The following is a 20872-nucleotide window of genomic DNA, read 5'->3' on the forward strand; positions in this document are numbered from 1 at the left end:
TTATAGACGATGAAACACGAAGAAGATTCGACCCCGATGGGGTCGTATGTTCGAACAATAATAAAATTTCTATAAATATTTCATTTCTTCGGAATGATGCTTCAATTTTAAAAAATTCATCGGAGGTATCCTTTTTCCCATTAACATTTAACACCTAACCCTTAACCTTCCCTATGAAATCATTTGCAAAAAATCGTCTTCGGAAATGATTGCGACACCCAAACTTTCGGCCTTAGTCTTTTTGCTCGGCCCCATATTGTCGCCTGCCACCACATAATTGGTTTTGGATGAAATGGAGCTGGAAACCTTACCGCCGTTGTCCTCAATCAGTTTTTTGAGTTCATCGCGGGAGACTTTTGTGAAAACACCCGAAACTACGAAGGTATTCCCCTTTAGCGTGTCGGTTTGGTTGGCAAGTTTTTCTGCGGAAATCTCCAATTGCACGCCATAACTTTTCAACCGTTCGATGATGGCGATATTCTCTTCGGAAGCGAAAAAGGAAACCACGCTTTGGGCGATGCGCTCGCCAATTTCGTCAACGGTGGTGAGTTCTTCTTCGGAAGCATTTCTTAAGGCATCAATGGTTTTGTAGTGCTTTGCCAGTTTTTTGGCAACGGTTTCACCCACATAACGGATTCCCAGCGCGAAAAGCACCCTTTCAAAAGGAATTTCTTTGGAAGCTTCTATCCCTTTTATCATATTTTCGGCACTTTTCTGGGCCATTCTTTCCAAAGGAATAATCTGTTCTTCTTTTAATAGATACAAATCGGCGTAATTATTTATCAAACCGTTGTTTACCAAAAGCGCGACGGTTTCGCCGCCCAAACCTTCAATATCCATCGCCTTTCGGGAAATAAAATGCTGGACGCGCCCGATAATCTGTGGCGGGCAGCCTTCGGTATTTGGGCAATAGTGCTGTGCTTCGCCATCATTTCGAACCAAGGTCGTTCCGCATTCGGGACATTCGGTTATGTATTCCGTGGGACCGGAACTGGGGTCGCGCTGGGTAAAATCTACCCCGATTATCTTCGGAATTATTTCGCCGCCCTTTTCCACAAAAACCGTATCGCCCTCGCGGATGTCGAGCTTGGCAATCTGGTCCGCATTGTGCAGGGAAGCGCGTTTTACGATGGTGCCGGCCAATTCCACAGGCTCCAGGTTTGCCACGGGCGTGATGGCGCCCGTTCTGCCAACTTGATAGGTTATTTGGTTTAAAACCGTGGAAACCTGTTCTGCCTTAAATTTATAGGCCATTGCCCAGCGCGGCGATTTGGCGGTATAGCCCAGCTCTTCCTGCTGTTGCAGATTGTTCACCTTTACCACTACCCCATCGGTTTCGTAGGGCAGTTCGTGGCGGTGCACGTCCCAATAATTTACGAACTCCAAAACCTCATCCAAGTTTTTAGCGAGTTTGGCTGCTTCGGGGACCTTAAAGCCCCACTGTCTTGCTTTTTCAAGGCTTTCGAATTGGGTTTTTATGGGAAGTTTTTCGCCTACAATACTGTAGAGCAAGCAGTCCAACGGCCGTTTGGCAACTTCGGCGCTGTCCTGCAATTTTAGGCTGCCGGACGCAGTGTTTCTCGGATTTCGGTATGGCTCTTCGCCTGCCTCTACCCTTTCGGCATTCATCTTTGCGAAACCTTCAAAAGGCAAAACTATTTCGCCACGAATATCAAACAACGGCGGGTAATCGCCTTTCAATTGCAACGGAATGGAACGAATGGTCTTTACGTTTGCGGTTACGTCATCACCCTGAAAACCGTCGCCGCGGGTAATGGCTTTTTTCAGCTTGCCGTTTTCATAAGTCAAACTAATTGAAGCGCCGTCGTACTTAAGTTCACAGGTGAATTCTACTTTGCCATCAACGGCTTTCTCGATTCGCTTTTCCCAATCCTCCAAATCTTCCTTTGAATAGGAATTATCCAAGGAATACATTCTATAGGTATGCGGCACGGTCTCAAAATTCTTGGTGATTTCACCCCCAACCCTGAGCGTGGGCGAATTGGCATCATAAAACTCGGGATGTGCCTTTTCCAGTTCCTGAAGTTGCTTTAGTTTTTGGTCAAACTCAAAGTCGGAAATGGTGGGATTGTCGAGGACGTAATAGTTATAGTTGTGCTCGCGGAGCTCGTTGCGGAGGGTTGTGATTTGCTGTTCAATGTTCATGAAACAAATATAGAAATAAAGGAAATTTAGTTTTGGATGAATTTCAAAAAAAGAACCACGGATGCGTTAAAATAAAGAACCACGAATACACGAAAAATTTTATAAAAACATTCGAGTATTCGTGGTAAATCTTTTCGATTTAAAGCAAATCAATCATCCAAAAATATCTTGCGCACCAAGGCAGCGCAAAGTCCGCCGGCAATTGGAGCAACAATGAACAGCCACAGTTGCTGAAGTGCCATTCCCCCAGCAAAGAGTGCCGGACCCAAACTACGGGCCGGGTTCACGGAGGTTCCCGTAATTGGGATAACGACCATGTGTATCAACGCCAAGGAAATACCAATGGCAAGGCCTGCCATCATAGGCGAGGTGTGCCGTTCAGCGGTTGTTCCAAAAATTACCATTAGGAAAAGGAAGGTAAAAACAAACTCAGCCACCAGTGCCGAGGTCATATTGTACTCGCCCAAATACCCGGGACCCCATCCATTGGCGCCCAAGCCCCATTCTGGCATAGCAAAACCGGCACTGCCAGTGGCTAAAAGATATAATAGTCCAGAAGCGGCAATGGCTCCGATACATTGAAAAATGATGTAGCCAACGGTATCTTTGGCCGATAGTTTTCCCGCGGCCAACATAGCTATTGAAATTGCCGGATTAATGTGGCAACCTGAAATGGGACCAATGGTATAGACCATTACCAAGACCGCAAAACCAAAGGCGAGCGCAATGCCCAAAAGACCAATCCCGGCCGGACCGGAATGTGTTACACTGGCAATGGTAGCTGCCCCGGTGCCAAACAAAACCAAGGCGAACGTCCCGAGAGCTTCGGCAAAATACTTTTTTGATGAGTTCATCTTCAATTATTTAAGAGGTTAGACAACCTAAATTTAAGAAAATGAACCAATAAAATTACATTTGTTAAAAACGAAGTCTAAATTGTTGATAACGCACTACGTTCTGTCAGAATTTAGCCACTTTGGAACATCGGGCCTTTTAAACTCCTCCATTTTTTTGAGAAGTTGAATGGGATTGGAATCGACCAAAAGCAGATTGTAGTTTTCCATGGAAAGGAAGCCCTTGCGCACCATGGTTTCCAGCATTTTCACAAGGTCGTTGTAAAAGCCGTTGATATTCAAAAGGCCAATTGGCTTTTGGTGCAGGCCCAACTGGAGCCAGGTTATTATTTCAAAAAGTTCCTCTAAAGTACCCATACCGCCGGGCAGGGCTATGAAACCGTCGCTTTCTTCCTGCATTTTGAGTTTGCGGTCGTGCATGTTTTCGGTGGTGATAAGTTCTGTGAGGCCCAGATGGACAACTTCTTTTTTCTTTAAAAAGTTGGGGATGATGCCAATTACCTTTCCGCTGTTGTCCAGCACGCTTTTGGCAATGGTGCCCATCACGCCTATTTTGGCGGCGCCATAGACCAAGGTAATGTTTCGTTCTGCGAAAATTTCGCCCAGCTTTACTGCAGCGTCCGTTATGGCGAGGTCGTTGCCGTCGCTACTGCCGCAGAAAACGCATATTTTTTCGAGATTGTTCATTCATTCGGATTATATGGAATATTCTCCCATTCTATTTCATCATCAAATAAAGATACCTTTTTTTCCTGTATATACCACTCCAATTCACAAGTTGTGATTGTGTTTGGATTATCCTCCAGTTCCTTTTTACAGGTATCGCATATTTGTGAAAGAATGTATTCATCAGCATCTTTTATAGAAATAAAGCCTTCCTTGGTAGGATTGGTTGGTCCCCCAGACGGAATATAAAGTGCCCTGTATTCTTTTTGTGCCTTAATCATCCTGGATTTTCCAAAGATATCATTTCGCAGTTCACTTTTAGAAAGTCCTGCCGCAGCTAAAAGCCGCAAAAGCTCATTCCCTTTTTTTTCGTTTATCTCCAAATATAATGCGCCGCCATCGCTCAAGAAAGCCTCGGCCCAACCAATTATCGGTATGTAATACATCAAATCGTCCCAGGGAGGAGCGTAGAGAGCCAATTCAGGTTCATAGTTCAAGACATTTGGTTTCATCTGGTTTTTCTCGGAATGCAGTACATAAGGCGGATTGGACACAATGATATCATACCGCTTTGATGGTGGCTCCAATTTTAGAATGTTATCTTTAAAAAGTTCGACGGAAACGCCATTTAATTTTGCATTTTGCCGCGCTACCTTCAGGGCCTCTTCCGAAATATCCAGAGCTGAGACTGTGGCATTCGGTAGGTTTTTGGCGAGCGATACAGCAATGCAACCACTTCCAGTACCTATATCAAGTATGGCCAACCGTGAAAGTTTTTCCTTTAATCCTTTTAGGTCGGAAAGAACCCAATCCACCAGCTCTTCGGTTTCTGGGCGGGGGATTAAGGTGTGTTTGTTTACTTTAAAAGGAAGGCCGTAAAATTCAGTTTCACCAATTATATATTGAATGGGTTCGTGGTTTTGTAGGCGATGGATTGCATTCTGAAATTTCTCGGCTTCTGTTTCGGAAATGTGCCTATCGGGATTTAAAGCGATTTCTATTCGGGAGAGGTTTAGGTATTTTTCGGAAAGGATGTCGAAAAACGATTGTATTTCTTCCGAAGGGTAAAACCGGGAAAGAGCGTTTTGGAAATCGATTTTTAGTTTTGAGATTTTCATTTGAAAACATCCTCCTAGCCCCCTTCAAAGGGGGAATTACACGGAATAAATTATAATGTTTTAAGCATATGCACCGGGCAGGAATAGTGGCCGGCGTCGCCCATTGCGCTTTCAATATATTCAAAACCGGCTTGTTTATACAGCTTTTGGGCGTGGGTCATATATTCCATGGTTTCGAGGTATATTTTTTCAAAACCGAACTCGCGCGCCTTTGCCAAACAGAACTCCATCATCTGCGCGCCCACTCCCCTTCCCCGTGCTTCGGGCAGGAAGTACATTTTTTGAAGCTCGCAGACGTTGCCTTCGTAATTGTCCAATTTCGCCACCCCGGCACCGCCGATTATTATGTTGTTCTCTTCCACTACAAAGTAAACCGCCCGCGGTTTTCGGCAAGTTTCAAACATACAATCCAACGATTTATCGGCATAGGCCGTACCTACTTTTTGTACGTTGAAATCTTCCAAGACCGTACGTATTACCTTGGCTATTTGTGGACCGTCCTTCTTTTCAATAAGTCGGATTATCGGTGTGTCCATTCTAATTAAATCCTTGTATTTTTACGCGGTGAAGATACACGAAAAATATATGTTGCGCTGCATCCAACTGGCCAAAAACGGGCTGGGAACTACCTATCCAAATCCGTTGGTGGGCAGTGTAATTGTTCACAACGACCGAATTATTGGCGAAGGTTGGCATTACAGAGCCGGGTTACCCCACGCCGAAGTGAATGCCATCGCGAGCGTTAGCGAAGTGGACCTTTTGAAAGAAGCGACCATTTACGTGAGTTTGGAGCCATGCAGCCATTTTGGAAAAACTCCGCCCTGTGCCGATTTGATTATCGAAAGCGGAATAAAGAAAGTAGTGGTGGGCAGCCTGGACCCAAATCCGAAAGTGGCGGGGCGCGGCATCAAACGATTGATGGAGGCCTGTTGCGAAGTGATTGTAGGCGTTTTGGACGAAGCCTGCGCTGAACTGAACAAACGATTCTTTACATTTTACCAAAAAAAAAGGCCCTATATTTTTCTGAAATGGGCGCAGACAGCCGACGGATTTATCGCGCCGAAGGATGAGACCCGCGATGAGACGAAACCCGTTTGGATTACCAATGAATTTTCACGACAATTAGTGCATAAAATGCGGGCGGAGGAACAGGCAATTTTAGTGGGTACCAATACGGTTTTGCAGGACAACCCATCGCTAACGGTTCGGGAATGGGCGGGTGAAAATCCCACGCGGCTTGTGATTGATAAAGATTTTAAAATTCCGGAGAATTTTTCGGTTTTTGATGGAAGTGCTAAAACGATATTTTTTACTGAACGTGTGTCATCCGTTTCGGAAATTCTCCCCTTGAGGGGAGACATAGAGGGGTGTTTTCAATTTGAAAAGATTGACTTTTCAATATCACTTCCCCAGCAAATCTGCGCAGCGATTTTCCGAAGGGATATTCAGTCGGTCATTATTGAAGGTGGCGCAAAGACCCTGCAAACCTTTATTGATGCGAATCTTTGGGATGAGGCTTACGTATTTAACGGAAGCATCAATTTCGGAGCAGGTATTAAAGCGCCGATTTTTAAAGGCTTTTTAATTTCAGAGGAAAAAATAAAGGACGATACCATGCGAATCTTCAAAAACCCCAACACTTGATAGCACTGGCGCTCAGCATCCTTTCCTCCACCATGATTTTTGTGGTTTTTAAACTTTTTTCAAGGTTTAAAATCAACACTATGCACGCCATTGTAATGAATTATATCACCGCCTGTTTTTGCGGTATCATTTTTCAGAAAAGCGCAATAAATCTTACCGAAATACCGCAATATGCATGGTTTCCTTTTGCCCTGGGCTTGGGTGCGCTCTTTATAACCGTTTTCAATTTAATGGCCATAACCACACAGCGCAGCGGACTTTCGGTTGTTTCGGTGGCAACAAAAATGAGCGTGGTTATTCCTATTTTTTTTGGGCTGTTATATTATAAGGAAAGCCTTGGCCTTTTTAAACTTATTGGAATTATTTTGGCATTGGCAGCGGTTTATCTGGCCTCCTTAAAAACACGGGATGGCCTAAAAATAAAACCTTCAAATTTATTCTTTCCGATTTTGGTTTTTTTGGGAAGCGGTGTCATCGATACGACCATCAAATATTTGGAAGGTGAATTTATCGCCAAAAACGACATCCCCATTTTCTCGGCCACTATCTACGGAATGGCTGCCATCCTTGGGTTCTTCCTTTTAATCTTTCAAGCGAGTAAAGGGAATTTTAAATTTCAGTTTAGGAATGTGCTTGGCGGAATTGCTTTGGGAATCCCAAATTACTTTTCAGTATATTTTTTGGTACAGTCGCTACGCAGCGGCATTTTTGATAGTTCCGGAATTTTCACGGTCAATAATGTGGCCATTGTAATGTTTTCAACCTTGTTGGGCATTTTGCTTTTTAAGGAGAAATTGTTGCTGAAGAATTGGGTCGGGATTGGGCTGGCCATACTTGGAATTTTGTTTATTGCTCTGGAAAAATGGTAGTCCCCCCTCGCCCACAAAAGGGGAAAATGAAATTGTGAAAAATTGGAAACTGAAAAAGACACATACAAAACCATTTTAAAGGCTTCGGAAGAGGTTCTTTTTAAGGAAAAAGGAAGCAAATTCTTCGGGTATGCCCTTCCGGTTTCTTCGGAAGAGGATATAAAAGTTCATATCGAAAACCTTAAAAAACAGCACCACAGCGCCCGTCACTGGTGCTACGCCTGGCAGCTCGGCGAAAACTACGAACACTATCGTGCCAATGACGACGGCGAACCTTCAAACAGTGCCGGAATGCCCATTTACGGGCAGTTGCAGTCTTTTGATGTAACGAATATTTTAGTGGTGGTAGTTCGCTATTTCGGCGGCACGAAACTCGGCGTGGGCGGGTTGATACAGGCATACAAAACCGCCGCCCAAATGGCCTTGGAAACTTGCAGGATTGTGAAAAAGACCATCGATGAAACCTTTATTTTAAAATTTGAATATCCCGAGATGAACACCGTGATGCGCATCATAAAAGACGAGAACCTAAACCTCGCCAATCAAAAAATGGAGCTCAATTGCGAGTTCGAAATCGCCGTTCGGAAAAAGGATGCGGAACGGATTTTTGAGGTGTTTGAAAATACGTATAAAGTGAAAATCACAAAAAAATAAATCGCAAATTCCAAATTCCAAAACCCAAACCTTTGGATTTTGGAATTTGGTATTTGGAACCTGCCTGCCAGAGGCACGACAGGCAGGTTTGGAATTTGGAATTTTTTAATGTCCTTTTTTAGGAAAGTTTTTCCAATAGGTATTGTGGCGCCTTCATCAATTTTTTTGTAGTACTGTTCACAAAAACCAAAACAGTAGTCGCCGTGGCCAAAAGTTGTTTGGACTCATTATAAATTTCATAATAAAACTCAATTTTTATATTCGGAATTTGCTTCAAAGTTGTCCTTACGGTAAGCAAATCGTCATAAAAAGCAGGCTGTTTATAATCAATACTAAAATGCACCACGGGCAACTGTACATTGTTGGCTTCCATCCATTTATAGGAAAACCCGAGCTCGCGAAGCCATTCGGTCCTGCCCTGTTCCAAGTACTGGGCATAATTGCCGTAATAGACCACGCCCATCTGGTCTGTCTCGCCGTAACGCACCCTAATCTGTGTAAGTGTATTCTTCAAAGTTTATAGTTAATTAAAGAAAGTTTTTTTGTAGTTTTATCGAAAGGGAAGTATGGCGAAAAAAAACTAATAATTCAACCCCAATCTGGTTTTTTTTATAACTTTTTTGTTCACATATTTGCACTGTTAAGAAATAGCACGGAAATACTCCATCCCCTATTTTTTGACCATACCTTTTAAAAAACAAAAAACAGAATTTTTAACTATGAACAAAACTGCGGAATCGGTTTGGAACAATTGTTTGGCTTTTATCGAAGATAATATCACTTCGCAGGCATACAAAACTTGGTTCGAGCCCATTAAAGCGGTAAAGTTAACTGATAATGCCTTGAGCATTCAGGTTCCGAGCAAGTTTTTTTACGAATGGCTGGAGGAACATTACGTTAAGATTTTGAAAGTTGCACTTACAAAGGAATTGGGAGCATCTGCCAAACTGGTGTACATCATTAGAATGGAAAATACCTACGGCAACAAACAACCCTTTACCGAAAAAATTCCGAGCGCCAACCGAAGCAACCTACAATCGCAGGAGGTGGACGTGCCCTTAAAGAACAAAAGCCCGGAGCTTAAAAACCCCTTTGTAATTCCCGGCATCCGCAACGTAAAGATCGAGTCGCAGCTCAACCCAAATTATAATTTTGAAAATTTTCTTGAAGGCGAATCGAACAGGCTGGCACGTTCGGCAGGCTTGGCCGTTGCCAATAAACCCGGCGGAACTTCCTTCAACCCCTTGCTTATTTTTGGAGGAGTCGGTTTGGGAAAAACGCATTTGGGGCACGCGATCGGCGTTGACATAAAGGACAAATATCCCGAAAAAACCGTACTTTATATTTCTGCGGAAAAGTTTACACAGCAATACATTGAATCGGTAAAGAAGAACAACCGCAACGATTTTATACACTTCTATCAAATTATAGACGTGCTGATTGTTGACGACATACAATTGCTTTCCGGGAAAGCCGGAACACAGGACGTTTTCTTCCATATTTTCAACCATTTGCACCAAAACGGCAAGCAGGTTATTTTAACCAGCGACAAAGCCCCGGTTGATATGATTGATATTGAACAACGTTTGCTCTCCCGTTTCAAATGGGGGCTTTCGGCAGAATTGAACCATCCCGATTACGACACCCGTGTTGCCATCATAAAGAACAAACTTTATCGCGACGGCGTGGAAATGCCGGAGGATATCGTGGAATTTTTGGCAAATAACATCAAAACAAACATTCGTGAACTGGAAGGCGCCATTATTTCCTTGATTGCGCACTCCTCCTTCAACAAAAAGGAAATTACCATCGACCTTGCCCGCAAAATTGTTGACAATTATGTGAAACACACCAAACGTGAGGTTTCCATCGATTATATCCAAAAAGTGGTGAGTGATTATTTCCAAATGGATGTGGATACCTTACAATCAAAAACCCGAAAGCGGCATATCGTGCAGGCCCGTCAATTGGCGATGTTTTTCGCGAAAAAATTCACCAAAGCTTCCCTCGCCTCCATCGGTTCCCAAATAGGGCAGCGCGACCATGCAACTGTGTTGCACGCCTGCAAGACCGTTGATAACCTTTCCAGCACGGACAAGCAGTTCCGCAAATATGTGGAAGACCTGAGTAAAAAGTTGACACTTTAGTTCAGGTTTCAGTCGCAGTTTTCAGTCGCAGTGTTCAGTAAGGAAACCACATCGGTCAGACTTCTAAACTTTTAAACCCATAAACTCTTAAACTTCTAAACACAGCATACCCGTTTTGAAAAAATATAAAATCCTTATGGTCTGTCTTGGCAATATTTGCCGTTCGCCCTTGGCGGAAGGTATTTTGAAATCCAAGGTTGACACTTCAAAAGTATTTGTTGATTCTGCCGGAACGGGGCATTGGCACGTGGGCGATGAACCCGACAAAAGAAGTATTGCCGTTGGGAAAAAATACAATATAGACATTACCCAACAACGCGGAAGACAGTTTAGCCCAAAAGATTTTGACGATTTCGATCTAATTTATGTAATGGACAACAGCAATAAGGAAAACGTTTTGGCCCTGGCTGAAAATGATTCCCAAAGAGAAAAAGTAAAACTGATCCTCGATGAAATTTTTCCGGGAGAAAACGTGGATGTGCCCGACCCGTACTTTGGCGGCGATACTGGTTTTGAGAACGTTTTCAAAATGCTGGATGAAGCTTGCGACCAAATTGCAAAACGACTTTAACTAAGAAATCCAGCTGATTTACCTATTTTAGTACTTTCCCTAAAAAAATCAGCTATGAGAAAATTACTCCCTTCATTATTATTTCTATTTCTGTCAGCATTTGTTTTTGCACAAGAAGTGGACATTGAACTTTTTAAGAGCGGTTTTTCGGACCCTTTAAATATACAACACGCCAATGATGATCGTCTTTTTGTAGTAGAACAAGGCGGAAAAATAAAAATAATCCAGGCGGACGGAACGGTTAATACAACTCCATTTTTAGATATTTCAGGCCAAATTTCAAGCGGGGGCGAAAGAGGTTTGCTCGGTTTGGCGTTTCACCCAGATTACACAAACAACGGCTATTTCTATGTTAATTACACCAAACCAAATGGAGATACCCAAATTTCAAGATTTTCAGTAGATTCTGGAAACCCGGATATCGCAGATGAAAATTCTGAATTGCCGATTATTGGTTATTCCCAGCCCTTTTCCAATCACAACGGTGGGTGTTTGGCCTTTGGCCCAGATGGCTATTTGTACATTGCTTCCGGCGATGGCGGCAGCAGTGGCGATCCCGGTAACCGCGCCCAAAATATAAATTTATTACTTGGAAAATTGTTGCGCCTTGATGTGGACAATCCTTCCGGTGGAAATAATTATGGCATTCCCCCAGACAATCCGTTTGTTGGAAACCCAAATGCGCGCGAAGAAATATGGGCCTACGGCTTGCGAAACCCTTGGCGCTTTTCATTTGATTTTACGGCAAATGAGCTTTGGATAGCCGATGTGGGCCAAACCAGCAGGGAAGAAATAAACAGAGTCAACGCGGGTGAAGCCGGTTTAAATTACGGATGGAGGTGCTACGAGGGAACCCAACCCTATAACACCCAGAATTGTCCGCCACAGTCAGAATTTACGTTCCCCTTGGCCGAATATACTCACGCCAATGGTAATTGTTCCATCACTGGCGGATACGTTTATAGCGGCTCAATGTATCCGGCTATAAGCAACCTTTATTTTTTTGGAGATTATTGCAGCGGAATGATTGGAACGGTGGACATACTCGGAAATTTGATCAATCACGGCCAGTTTTCCGGAAATTGGGTTTCCTTTGGGGAAGACGTTAATAAAGAGCTTTATATAGTTGACAAAGGCGGATCTATCTATAGAATAACCGGGGAACCGACCGTAGGCACCGAAGATTTTTCAATGGAAAATACGCTCAGTATGCTTCCAAATCCCGCTTCGGAAAAAGTTACTTTTCTTTTGAAAAACGACACCCTTCAAACCATTCAGCTTTTTGATGTAAGGGGCAGTTTGGTTTCTTCCGAAGAAAACATATCGAGCAATGAAAAGACAATTTCAATCCAAACCTTGAACCCGGGAATTTATTTCGCCAAAATCACTTCTGTGAAAGGGCATACAATGGTGAAAAAACTAATTCTTCAATAATCAGTAATGAATCCAAAAAAAGGAGCTTTATACCTGATTCCTTGCCCATTGGGCGATGTACCTCCGTTGGCAGTGCTTCCCATTTCTGTGAAAAATACGATTGAAAGGATAGACCACTACATTGTGGAGCACGAAAAAAATGCGCGGCGGTTTATAAAAAGTATTGTTCCTAAAAAAGCACAACCCGCGCTGAAAATTCAAGAAATAAACAAGTTCACAAAACCGGAAGAGATTTCGCCAATGCTCAACCCGTGCCTGGAAGGTTTTGACGTTGGCATTATTAGCGATGCCGGTTGCCCCGGAATTGCCGATCCCGGAGCCAGAGCGGTGCATTATGCACACGAACTTGGCATTAAAGTAATTCCGTTGGTTGGCCCCTCTTCAATTTTATTGGCAATGATGGCCAGTGGCTTCAACGGGCAGAATTTTAGTTTCAACGGTTATTTGCCCATTGACAAAAGTGAGCGAAAGGGGGAATTAAAACGATTGGAAAAAATTTCAAAAGACTTTCACCAGTCGCAACTCTTTATTGAAACCCCGTACCGCAACAACCAGATGCTGCAGAGCCTGATTGAAAACCTCAACCCACAAACGAGAATCTGCGTGGCTTGCGACATCACTTTGGCTTCAGAATACATAAAAACCGCCCCGGTAAGTCTGTGGAAAAAAATAAAGGTGGACCTTCATAAAAGACCCACCTTATTTATCATTCAGGGATAAAATTTACATTACCCTTGGTTTCTTGTTTGGTACAATGTGCGAAGTATCATACCCTGAGAACTTTCGCAAGTAGTAACGAATGGAGGCGCCATTGGCATCCTCAAAACGGTTTTCGCCCGCACTTCTAAGGAATTTTTTCACATTTCCCGCACCTGCCAAATGTGCAGCGGCCAAAATTCCCGATTCGGTAACTTTTACGCCCCCAATGGTTTTTCCGGCATAGCGCTTAATATCCTTGCGAAGCACCCATTTGTTCAATGAAGTGTACGCCAAGAAAGCTGCTTCCTGCTGGCGGGTATCGTAAAGAAAATTTTCGGTGTTCTTGAAACCCATCATTCGTAAGGTTGCACGTGAAAATTGATATTTTCCCATATAACCATAGTCATTCACGATATGGTAATTTCCTCTTGATTCCTTAAAACCAAGGGCTTCTTTAAATCCTACATAAGATTTACCCAAAAACAAATAAAATTTTGGGGTCACGGGAGCCGTTAATGGCATAAGCTCAGCTTCCGTGGGAACGTTATAGTCTAACTCTAATCCTTCTGTACTAAAAGTAGAAAAATCGTAGCTATCTTTTGTAATGAAACCTGTCCCTACTAGTACGGTAACAACAAGTAATACTGCAATTAGATATATTCTTTTTTTCATTAATTTATAAAATTCGGATGTATAATTACATCTTCGTTTCAGCGCGCAAAGATACAGCTTTTTTTAAAAATCTGATTTATAAGCTGTTAAAGTAATGTGAAAAGAAAAAAGCCCCCAGTATCAAAGGGTTTTTGGACACAGGCGCAAGATCAATAAAAATCAACGGTTCACCCCTTGGCTATTCACCCAGCGCACATATTCCGCTTTATTTACATTGTGCTGTGCCAAGCTTTTGGCAAACTTGTGATACCCAAAGTTGGTTACATCCGCCACAAAATAATAGTAATCGTGCTTTTCAGGATTCAACACCGCATCAATTGAAGATATATCGGGCATCGTGATGGGCCCGGGCGGCACGCCGGCGTATTTATAGGTATTATAAGGTGAGTCCAGTTCCAAATCTTTATAAAGTACTCTTTTAATAATCTGGTTGTAATCGCCACTTTCGCGTTTCAGCGCATAAATAACCGTGGGGTCGGCTTGAAGCAACATTCCTACTTTCAGTCTATTTATATATACTCCAGCTACCCTTGGGCGTTCATCTACTTTTGCGGTTTCTTTTTGAACTATTGCCGCCAAGGCCATAACCTGTTCTTTGGAAAGGTTTAGATTTTTTGCCTTTTGGGTTCTCGATTCGTTCCAAAACCGTTCGTACTCGGTTTTCATTCGGTTGCGGAAGGTTTCTGCGGAACTGTTCCAATAAAATTCATAGGTGTTCGGAATGTAAAGAGACAAGGCCGTTTCTTCATCCAAACCAACTTCCTTTAAAAATTGCGGATCGCGCATTGCCTCCAAAAGCGAAAGACTGTCGGCTTCAATCTGCTTTGAAATATGGCCCGCCAAATCCTCCAAACGCTCTTGGTTGTTGAATTTTATATCAATCGGAATATTTCTGCTCCGCAGGGTGTTTACAATATCGTTATTGGTCATTCCCTTGGTAATGATGAAATGTCCCGGTTTAATATTTGAAGCATACTTTTTTTGATGTGCTATTGTAACGAACGAATCGGTATCCCGCAACAGCGGCTCCAGTTCTGCCACCACATCGTCAAGCGTCGCATTTGTACGGATATAAACGTGGGCTTCCTTATTATTGAAGGCAGTGTTGCCCGAAAAAGCCGTTTTGTAAACATACCAAGCAAAAGCACCCATACCCACCGCACCGAGCAATACAATAATCAGCAATATTTTTTTTATGTACATTTTGGAATTAGGGATTAGGGATTAGGGATTAGGGATTAGGGATTAGGGATTAGGGATTAGTTGGTAAAAATATTCACTTTTAAATTTTCCTTCGGAAAAGATCCAGTCCTTTTTAATACCGCTTCTTTCGAAACCGGCTTTTTCAAAGAGTTTTATGCTTTCTTTGTTCTCTTCGGTGATTCCTGCGAAAACTTGGTGTACGTTCAAATGCCTAAAAGCATAATTACAGGTCAGCTTTAACGCTTCCGACGCATAGCCTTTACGTTTATCCGCTTCGGAAAAAATAACGATGCCAACCCCTACCCTGTTGTGTTTTGGGTCAAAATCATATAAATCTATAAAACCAACCTGCTTTTCGTCTTCGTTTTTGCAGATTACAAGCCGCAGTTGTTTTATCTCATAAATATCGCGGTGGCTGTTTTCAAGATATTGTTGCAAAATATATTTTGAATAGGGCGTTGTGGTGTTGCTCACTTCCCAAAGCGACTCGTCATTTTCCAGATTATAAAGGAAATCCAGATCGGAAAGTTCCAAAGCGCGCAGGAATATGTGTTCTCCTTTTAGTGTTTTCATTGCCATACTCCTTTAAAGACCTGTGTTGCGGGCCCTTCCAAATATACATTTTTATATCCCGAACCAACTTTTTCAAAACGCACTTGCAGTTGGCCGCCCGGGGTTTTTAGGATTACCTTGTTTTCAGAAGTTCTACCGGTCTCAAACATTGCAACGGCAACGGCAGTAACACCCGTGCCGCACGAAAGGGTCTCATCTTCTACCCCTCTTTCATAGGTTCTGACTGAAAAAATGGCAGTATCGTTCTGTTCCACAAAATTTACGTTTGCGCCCTCTTTTCCGTAGGTTTTATTTCGAATTGTTCTTCCGTTTGTAAAAACATCAAAATCCTGAAGTATTGCGACCATTTCAACGTGGTGCGGCGATCCGGTATTCAAAAAAATATGGTTTTCAAAAACGGCAACATTTTCAACATCGTTCATTTTCAGGGAAACCCAATCGTTTTTAACTGTGGCTTCGTGCATGCCGTCCACGGCTTCAAAAGTAGTTTTTTCAGAAATGATTCCGAGGAATTTCGCGAAATGTGAAATACAGCGCCCGCCGTTCCCGCACATCGAGCTAAGGTTTCCGTCGCTGTTATAATACACCATTTTGAAATCTGCCGAAGCATGGTTTTCGAGTAAAAGCAGGCCATCAGCGCCCACGCCAAAACGGCGGTCGCAGATTTTGGCAACAAGTTCTGTGTTCTTCTTCGGAAAAAGAGCTTCCCGATTGTCGATAATCACAAAATCGTTGCCCGTACCTTGGTATTTAAAAAAGGTAAATTCCATATCGCGCAAAGATATAAAAAGCCGAAGCGAGTTTTGGGTAGGTTTTCACGTTAAATAGAAGTTAAATACGGCTTTGTGGCATACTTTTTTCAATCCATCGTTGTTAAATTTGTGGAAGTATCTAAAAAATGTTTCTTCAAAATGGGTTTCCCTCCTCCGTTCTTCCCAGGACCGAAACTCAAAAAACAGTTTAAAAAATGCAAAACTTGAACCATAAGTTTTTGAGCTATTTAAATCAGTATTAATTAAAATTTTACAAAATGAAACAAACAGTCCGTTTATTTCTGGTAGCGCTATTTGCAGGGGCAATCACGCTTGGCGGCTACAAATTCTTCGAAGAAAAAGAACACATTTCCTTCGCCCCACAAGAAACCTCAAACTACATTCCCACTAACTTTTCCGCGACAGCTGCTGAGATGAACACCGATTTTACCGAAGCTGCCGAAAAAACGGTCCATGCAGTGGTCCACGTAAAAAACACGACCGTAAGCCGGCAACCGACAAATATTTTTGAATATTTTCAGGGCGGCGGCCAACCCCGGGCGATGGTGGGCAGCGGCAGCGGGGTAATTATTTCACCCGACGGCTATATTGTAACCAACAACCACGTAATTGCGAACGCTACGAACTTGGAGGTTACCCTAAATAACAACAAAACATATACTGCCAAGTTGATCGGTACTGACCCGAATACGGATATTGCCCTAATTAAAATAGATGATGACGAACAATTTCCCTTTATCCCCTTTGGCGATTCAAACAATGTAAAAATTGGCGAATGGGTTTTGGCGGTCGGTAATCCCTTCAACCTAACCTCAACCGTTACCGCGGGAATTATAAGCGCCAAAGCACGCGACTTGAACCAATTTGACGGCAATCCACAATCTTTCATTCAAACCGATGCCGCCGTAAACCGTGGAAACAGCGGTGGTGCCTTGGTAAATACCCGCGGCGAACTGATCGGGATTAATACTGCCATTACTTCCGAAACGGGAAGCTTTATAGGCTATTCCTTTGCCGTGCCTTCCAACAATGCCCGAAAAGTGATCGAGGATATTTTGGAATACGGAAACGTACAACGGGGAATCTTGGGCATTCAAGTGGGCAACATTAATCCGCAAATCGTCGAAAAATACGGAATCAGCGATACCGAAGGCGTTTTTGTGGGCGGCATTGAAAAGGGAAGCGGTGCCGATAAGGCCGGAATAAAGGAAGGCGACATCATCAAGCAATTGGATGGCTATAAAGTTTCAAAATTTGCGGATCTCTCGGGGTATCTTGGCTCCAAAAGACCAAATGACGTGGTGGAAGTAACCATTCTTCGCAACGGCAAGGAAAGGAAGTTGCCCGTAACGTTGGTAAAACTTGAAACGTTCTCCATTGATGATCTGGGATTAGAGGTGAAGAATACCTCTTCGGAAGAATTGAAAGAGCGGGGCCTTAAAAACGGCGTAACGGTTACCCGCGCCCTCACGCCAGAAATGGCCCAGTACAAACTGGAAGGGATTATTATTACCAAAATTAACGACGAAACCGTCAATGATATTGACGATGTGAAACGAATTATGACACAACGCAATTATCGTTCACCCATAAAAATGACTTTTATGGACACTGCCGGAAATATCAACTCTTTTATATTTAGGTAGCAATAGATATATAATAAAAAAGAGGATTTCTTTGATTTTTTACCCTTGCCCTAAAGGGAAATCAAAGAAATCCTCTTTTAAGATTTTTAGTAAAATATGGTTATATGACTGAAAAAAAACCGCTGGAAATCAAAACTTTCAGCGGTGTTTTTATTTTTGGTTTTTATTTCCCCAAGACGATGGAATTAAGTAATTTTGCACAAAATTTAAACCCCTTAAAATCCTTTCGTATGAGTTTTGATGACGTTTATGAAAAAGAACTTTCTTTTCAAACTGACCGCCGAAAAGCATCAGTAGAATTTATTAAAATCATTAGCGATCTTTGGTACGACAAGTCCATTGAACTGGTCCTTTTCCGCAACCAACTTATAGACCGCAACGTGAGTGAAATCTTGAACCTTCACGAATATGCGGGCGAATTCGTTCAAAAACCAATCTCAATTTTCGACTCTGTTGAAATTGCACAGGCCATCAAAACCTTGGATCTTCCCCCTGCAAAGTTGGACATCGGCAAGCTTACCTATGAATTCCATTTAGAGGACGACAAATATTCAAACGCTTTGGCATTTGTTTCGGATAAATTGAAAAATGCAAAAGAAGCAAAAGACATCGTTCCAAAAGATGTAGTTCTTTACGGTTTCGGGCGTATCGGCCGTTTGCTGGCGCGTGAGTTAATGACCAGGACCGGACAAGGCAACCAACTGCGCCTTCGCGCGATAGTGGTTCGCGGAAAAATGGATCAAACCGTTTTGGACAAAAGAGCTACCCTGCTTCAGTATGATTCGGTGCATGGCGATTTCCCCGGAACTGTCCGTACCGATCTTGAAAACAGCGCGCTGATTATTAACGGAACCACGGTCCATATCATTTCAGCCAACAATCCTGAGGATATTGATTACACAAAATACGGCATTGAGGATGCCTTGGTTATTGACAACACAGGTGCTTTCCGCGATGCGGAAGCTTTGGGCCGTCATTTAAAAGCAAAAGGGGCTTCAAAAGTATTGCTTACCGCACCCGGAAAAGGGGTGCCGAACATTGTGCACGGCGTAAACCAAAAGGAATACGACCCGAATAAAGTAGATATCTTTTCAGCGGCCTCTTGTACCACAAACGCCATCACCCCTATCTTGAAAGCCATCGAGGATTCTTTTGGAGTGGTTCGCGGGCATTTGGAAACCATTCACGCCTATACGAACGACCAGAATTTGGTCGATAATATGCACAGCAAATACCGCCGTGGCCGTGCCGCGGCATTAAACATGGTAATTACCGAGACCGGTGCCGGAAGTGCCGTTGCCAAAGCATTGCCCGCTTTGGCCGGCAAGCTTACTTCAAACGCAATACGGGTTCCTGTTCCTAATGGTTCGTTGGTGGTTTTAAACCTTGAAGTTGCAACCCCAACTTCTGTAAATGGCATGAACGCCGCGATGAAAAAATATGCCCTGGAAGGCGATTTGGTAGAGCAAATTAAGTACTCATTGAGCAATGAACTTGTTTCCAGCGACATCGTTGGTTCTTCCGCGCCAGCTATATATGACAGCAACGCCACCATCGTTACCGAGGACGGTAAAAACGTAGTGCTGTATGTGTGGTATGACAACGAATACGGCTACAGCCACCAAGTAATTCGCTTGGCCAAGTATATTGCGCAGGTTAGGAGATATACTTATTATTAGTAATATCGTAATTTATTGAAATATAAAAAATCCTGTTGCTGTGGTAACAGGATTTTTTATATTTGGAAACTTAACACACTTTCTATAACAATGCGAGTTTTACGAAATAACCGGCTTTCAATTCTGTTTCTTTTTTCTACTTTAATTTTTGTTTCGTGTTCAAAAGAAAGCGATGATCCAAACCCTACGGAAATAACTGTATCTACCAGTGATTTTTCAAAGATTATGGATGAAAACCCACCGAATGGGCAAGTTATCGGAAACGTTCAAGGAAGCACAAATCAAGGAACAGTTATTTTTTCAATTACAGAACAAAATCCCGCAGGAGCGTTTTCTATTAATTCTGCTTCGGGAGAATTGAAAGTTGCAAATGAGGCGCTTTTTGATTTTGAAACCAATCCCACAATTACAGGAACAGTGAAAGTGGCGAATGGTGCTGTTTTTGAAAATGCTTCGGTTAGTATTAGTTTGAATGATGTAAATGAAGACAATATATTTGACGGTAATGTTGTGCTCACCACACAAGCAGAAGTAGATGAATTTGGAACGCATAATTATATTGGAATTACTGGCTATTTAATTATTGGCTACAATTTTGGCTATGATTATTCAAACATTACCAACTTATCACCACTTGAAGCATTAACATTTGTGCACGGCGAAATAGTCATTTCAAATAATGGAGAATTACAAACGCTAACAGGCCTTGACAATCTTGCAGAAATAGGGAGTAGCCTTTCAATATACGAAAATCCAGTTTTGAACACTTTGGTAAGCCTTAGCAATTTAAATGTAATTCATAAGGATTTAGCCATTTTATATAATTCTTCCTTGACAACTTTTAACGGATTACAAAATATTACAGCTGTAGAGCGAAATTTATTAGTGCAAGGAATGCCAGTTGTAACATTAGATGGTTTGCCCAACATCAGCTCCATAGGAAATTTAAGTATTTCATTTAATCCCAACCTTGAAAATATAGATACTTTGTCCACACTTAGAGAGTTGAGTGGAAATTTATATATCCAGAAAAATCCACTATTAAGCAATCTCGACGCTTTTCAAAATGTAAATAATAGTATTATCCCACAACTTCGTATTCTAGAAAACGAGTCATTAACAGATTTAAATGGTTTGCAAAATATTGGAGCCAGCGATTATTTAGAAATTTCAGACAATACTAGTTTAACAACTTTATTAGGATTGGAGAGCATTACTAACATTAATTCCCAAATAATAATAGAACGAAATAATCTTATAAATTTAAACGGTTTAGAAAACCTAATAGAAGTTGCTCAACAATTTCGCATTTGGCAAAACCCAAATCTTACAGACTTTTGTGCACTAACAAATTTATGCGTTTCAGGAAACCTTCCTTCTTTTTTAACTGAAAGTAACGCCTACAACCCCACAAAACAAGACATCATAAACGGTAATTGCAGTTTATAAAATTCCTATCCTATAATTTCCCTGCGCCCTCTGTGGCTCTGCGGTATAACCTGAC

Annotated in this window: 20 protein-coding genes; 10 read left to right on the forward strand and 10 right to left on the reverse strand. The window is 42.3% G+C overall.

Features of this window, described 5'->3' with window-relative positions; all coding sequences use genetic code 11:
- Nucleotides 1-171: 171 nt before the first annotated feature.
- The 5 genes from ligA to POV26_RS04850 form a co-directional block, all read right to left on the reverse strand.
- On the reverse strand, nt 172-2166 hold the full coding sequence (ligA, locus tag POV26_RS04830) for an NAD-dependent DNA ligase LigA (protein ID WP_272855343.1): 1995 nt from the start codon (nt 2164-2166) through the stop codon (nt 172-174).
- A gap of 149 nt (nt 2167-2315) precedes the next feature.
- A complete protein-coding gene (locus POV26_RS04835) occupies nt 2316-3020 on the reverse strand; it encodes an MIP family channel protein (RefSeq protein ID WP_272855344.1) in 705 nt (234 codons plus the stop codon).
- A 96-nt stretch (nt 3021-3116) separates the two neighbouring features.
- Nucleotides 3117-3707, reverse strand: a complete 591-nt coding sequence (locus tag POV26_RS04840) for an LOG family protein (RefSeq protein WP_272855345.1) — start codon at nt 3705-3707, stop codon at nt 3117-3119.
- Complete coding sequence (prmC, locus tag POV26_RS04845; RefSeq protein ID WP_272855346.1) at nt 3704-4804, reverse strand: peptide chain release factor N(5)-glutamine methyltransferase; 1101 nt, start codon at nt 4802-4804, stop codon at nt 3704-3706. Before prmC ends, POV26_RS04840 begins: the two co-directional genes overlap by 4 nt.
- Before the next feature lie 50 nt (nt 4805-4854).
- Nucleotides 4855-5340 (reverse strand): GNAT family N-acetyltransferase, encoded by a 486-nt coding sequence (locus POV26_RS04850; protein ID WP_272855347.1) that lies wholly within the window; start codon nt 5338-5340, stop codon nt 4855-4857.
- A gap of 28 nt (nt 5341-5368) precedes the next feature.
- On the opposite strand from POV26_RS04850, the gene ribD reads away from it, so the two are divergent.
- From ribD to POV26_RS04865, 3 genes are read left to right on the forward strand one after another with little or no spacing between them, the layout of a single operon-like run.
- Entirely contained in the window at nt 5369-6448 is a 1080-nt protein-coding gene (gene ribD, locus POV26_RS04855) for a bifunctional diaminohydroxyphosphoribosylaminopyrimidine deaminase/5-amino-6-(5-phosphoribosylamino)uracil reductase RibD (RefSeq protein ID WP_272855348.1), read from the forward strand.
- Complete coding sequence (locus POV26_RS04860) at nt 6445-7317, forward strand: EamA family transporter (protein ID WP_272855349.1); 873 nt, start codon at nt 6445-6447, stop codon at nt 7315-7317. The genes ribD and POV26_RS04860 overlap by 4 nt, the downstream gene beginning before the upstream one ends.
- Before the next feature lie 42 nt (nt 7318-7359).
- Nucleotides 7360-7971 carry an IMPACT family protein gene (locus tag POV26_RS04865; RefSeq protein ID WP_272855350.1) on the forward strand — a complete coding sequence of 204 codons (612 nt, stop codon included), beginning with the start codon at nt 7360-7362 and terminating at the stop codon, nt 7969-7971.
- Nucleotides 7972-8089: 118 nt separating this feature from the next.
- On the opposite strand, the gene POV26_RS04870 is transcribed toward POV26_RS04865, so the two are convergent.
- On the reverse strand, nt 8090-8485 hold the full coding sequence (locus POV26_RS04870) for an acyl-CoA thioesterase (RefSeq protein ID WP_272855351.1): 396 nt from the start codon (nt 8483-8485) through the stop codon (nt 8090-8092).
- A 205-nt stretch (nt 8486-8690) separates the two neighbouring features.
- On the opposite strand from POV26_RS04870, the gene dnaA reads away from it, so the two are divergent.
- From dnaA to POV26_RS04890, 4 genes are all read left to right on the forward strand, one after another.
- Entirely contained in the window at nt 8691-10118 is a 1428-nt protein-coding gene (gene dnaA, locus POV26_RS04875) for a chromosomal replication initiator protein DnaA (RefSeq protein ID WP_272855352.1), read from the forward strand.
- A gap of 136 nt (nt 10119-10254) precedes the next feature.
- Nucleotides 10255-10689: a low molecular weight protein-tyrosine-phosphatase gene (locus POV26_RS04880; RefSeq protein ID WP_272855369.1), complete on the forward strand. Its 435-nt coding sequence runs from the start codon at nt 10255-10257 to the stop codon at nt 10687-10689.
- Between the two features lie 54 nt (nt 10690-10743).
- Nucleotides 10744-12123, forward strand: coding sequence for a PQQ-dependent sugar dehydrogenase (locus POV26_RS04885; protein WP_272855353.1), 1380 nt, complete (start codon nt 10744-10746; stop codon nt 12121-12123).
- Between the two features lie 6 nt (nt 12124-12129).
- On the forward strand, nt 12130-12843 hold the full coding sequence (locus tag POV26_RS04890) for an SAM-dependent methyltransferase (RefSeq protein ID WP_272855354.1): 714 nt from the start codon (nt 12130-12132) through the stop codon (nt 12841-12843).
- Nucleotides 12844-12846: 3 nt separating this feature from the next.
- On the opposite strand, the gene POV26_RS04895 is transcribed toward POV26_RS04890, so the two are convergent.
- The 4 genes from POV26_RS04895 to dapF form a co-directional block, all read right to left on the reverse strand.
- Nucleotides 12847-13494: a peptidoglycan-binding protein LysM gene (locus POV26_RS04895; protein ID WP_272855355.1), complete on the reverse strand. Its 648-nt coding sequence runs from the start codon at nt 13492-13494 to the stop codon at nt 12847-12849.
- 159 nt (nt 13495-13653) lie between these two features.
- A complete protein-coding gene (gene mltG / locus POV26_RS04900; RefSeq protein WP_272855356.1) occupies nt 13654-14697 on the reverse strand; it encodes an endolytic transglycosylase MltG in 1044 nt (347 codons plus the stop codon).
- Between the two features lie 42 nt (nt 14698-14739).
- A complete protein-coding gene (locus tag POV26_RS04905) occupies nt 14740-15270 on the reverse strand; it encodes a GNAT family N-acetyltransferase (protein ID WP_272855357.1) in 531 nt (176 codons plus the stop codon).
- Nucleotides 15267-16040, reverse strand: coding sequence for a diaminopimelate epimerase (gene dapF, locus POV26_RS04910; RefSeq protein WP_272855358.1), 774 nt, complete (start codon nt 16038-16040; stop codon nt 15267-15269). Before dapF ends, POV26_RS04905 begins: the two co-directional genes overlap by 4 nt.
- 260 nt (nt 16041-16300) lie before the next feature.
- Here dapF and POV26_RS04915 point away from each other — a divergent pair, with 260 nt between their 5' ends.
- The 3 genes from POV26_RS04915 (at nt 16301) to POV26_RS04925 (ending at nt 20817) form a co-directional block, all read left to right on the forward strand.
- Nucleotides 16301-17689: a trypsin-like peptidase domain-containing protein gene (locus POV26_RS04915; protein WP_272855359.1), complete on the forward strand. Its 1389-nt coding sequence runs from the start codon at nt 16301-16303 to the stop codon at nt 17687-17689.
- 230 nt (nt 17690-17919) lie between these two features.
- Nucleotides 17920-19368 carry a glyceraldehyde-3-phosphate dehydrogenase gene (locus tag POV26_RS04920; protein WP_272855370.1) on the forward strand — a complete coding sequence of 483 codons (1449 nt, stop codon included), beginning with the start codon at nt 17920-17922 and terminating at the stop codon, nt 19366-19368.
- A gap of 90 nt (nt 19369-19458) precedes the next feature.
- Nucleotides 19459-20817, forward strand: coding sequence for a cadherin repeat domain-containing protein (locus POV26_RS04925; protein ID WP_272855360.1), 1359 nt, complete (start codon nt 19459-19461; stop codon nt 20815-20817).
- The last annotated feature ends 55 nt before the right edge of the window (nt 20818-20872 follow it).

The sequence above is a fragment of the Aequorivita todarodis genome (assembly GCF_028561335.1).
Classification (GTDB): Bacteria; Bacteroidota; Bacteroidia; order Flavobacteriales; family Flavobacteriaceae; genus Aequorivita; species Aequorivita todarodis.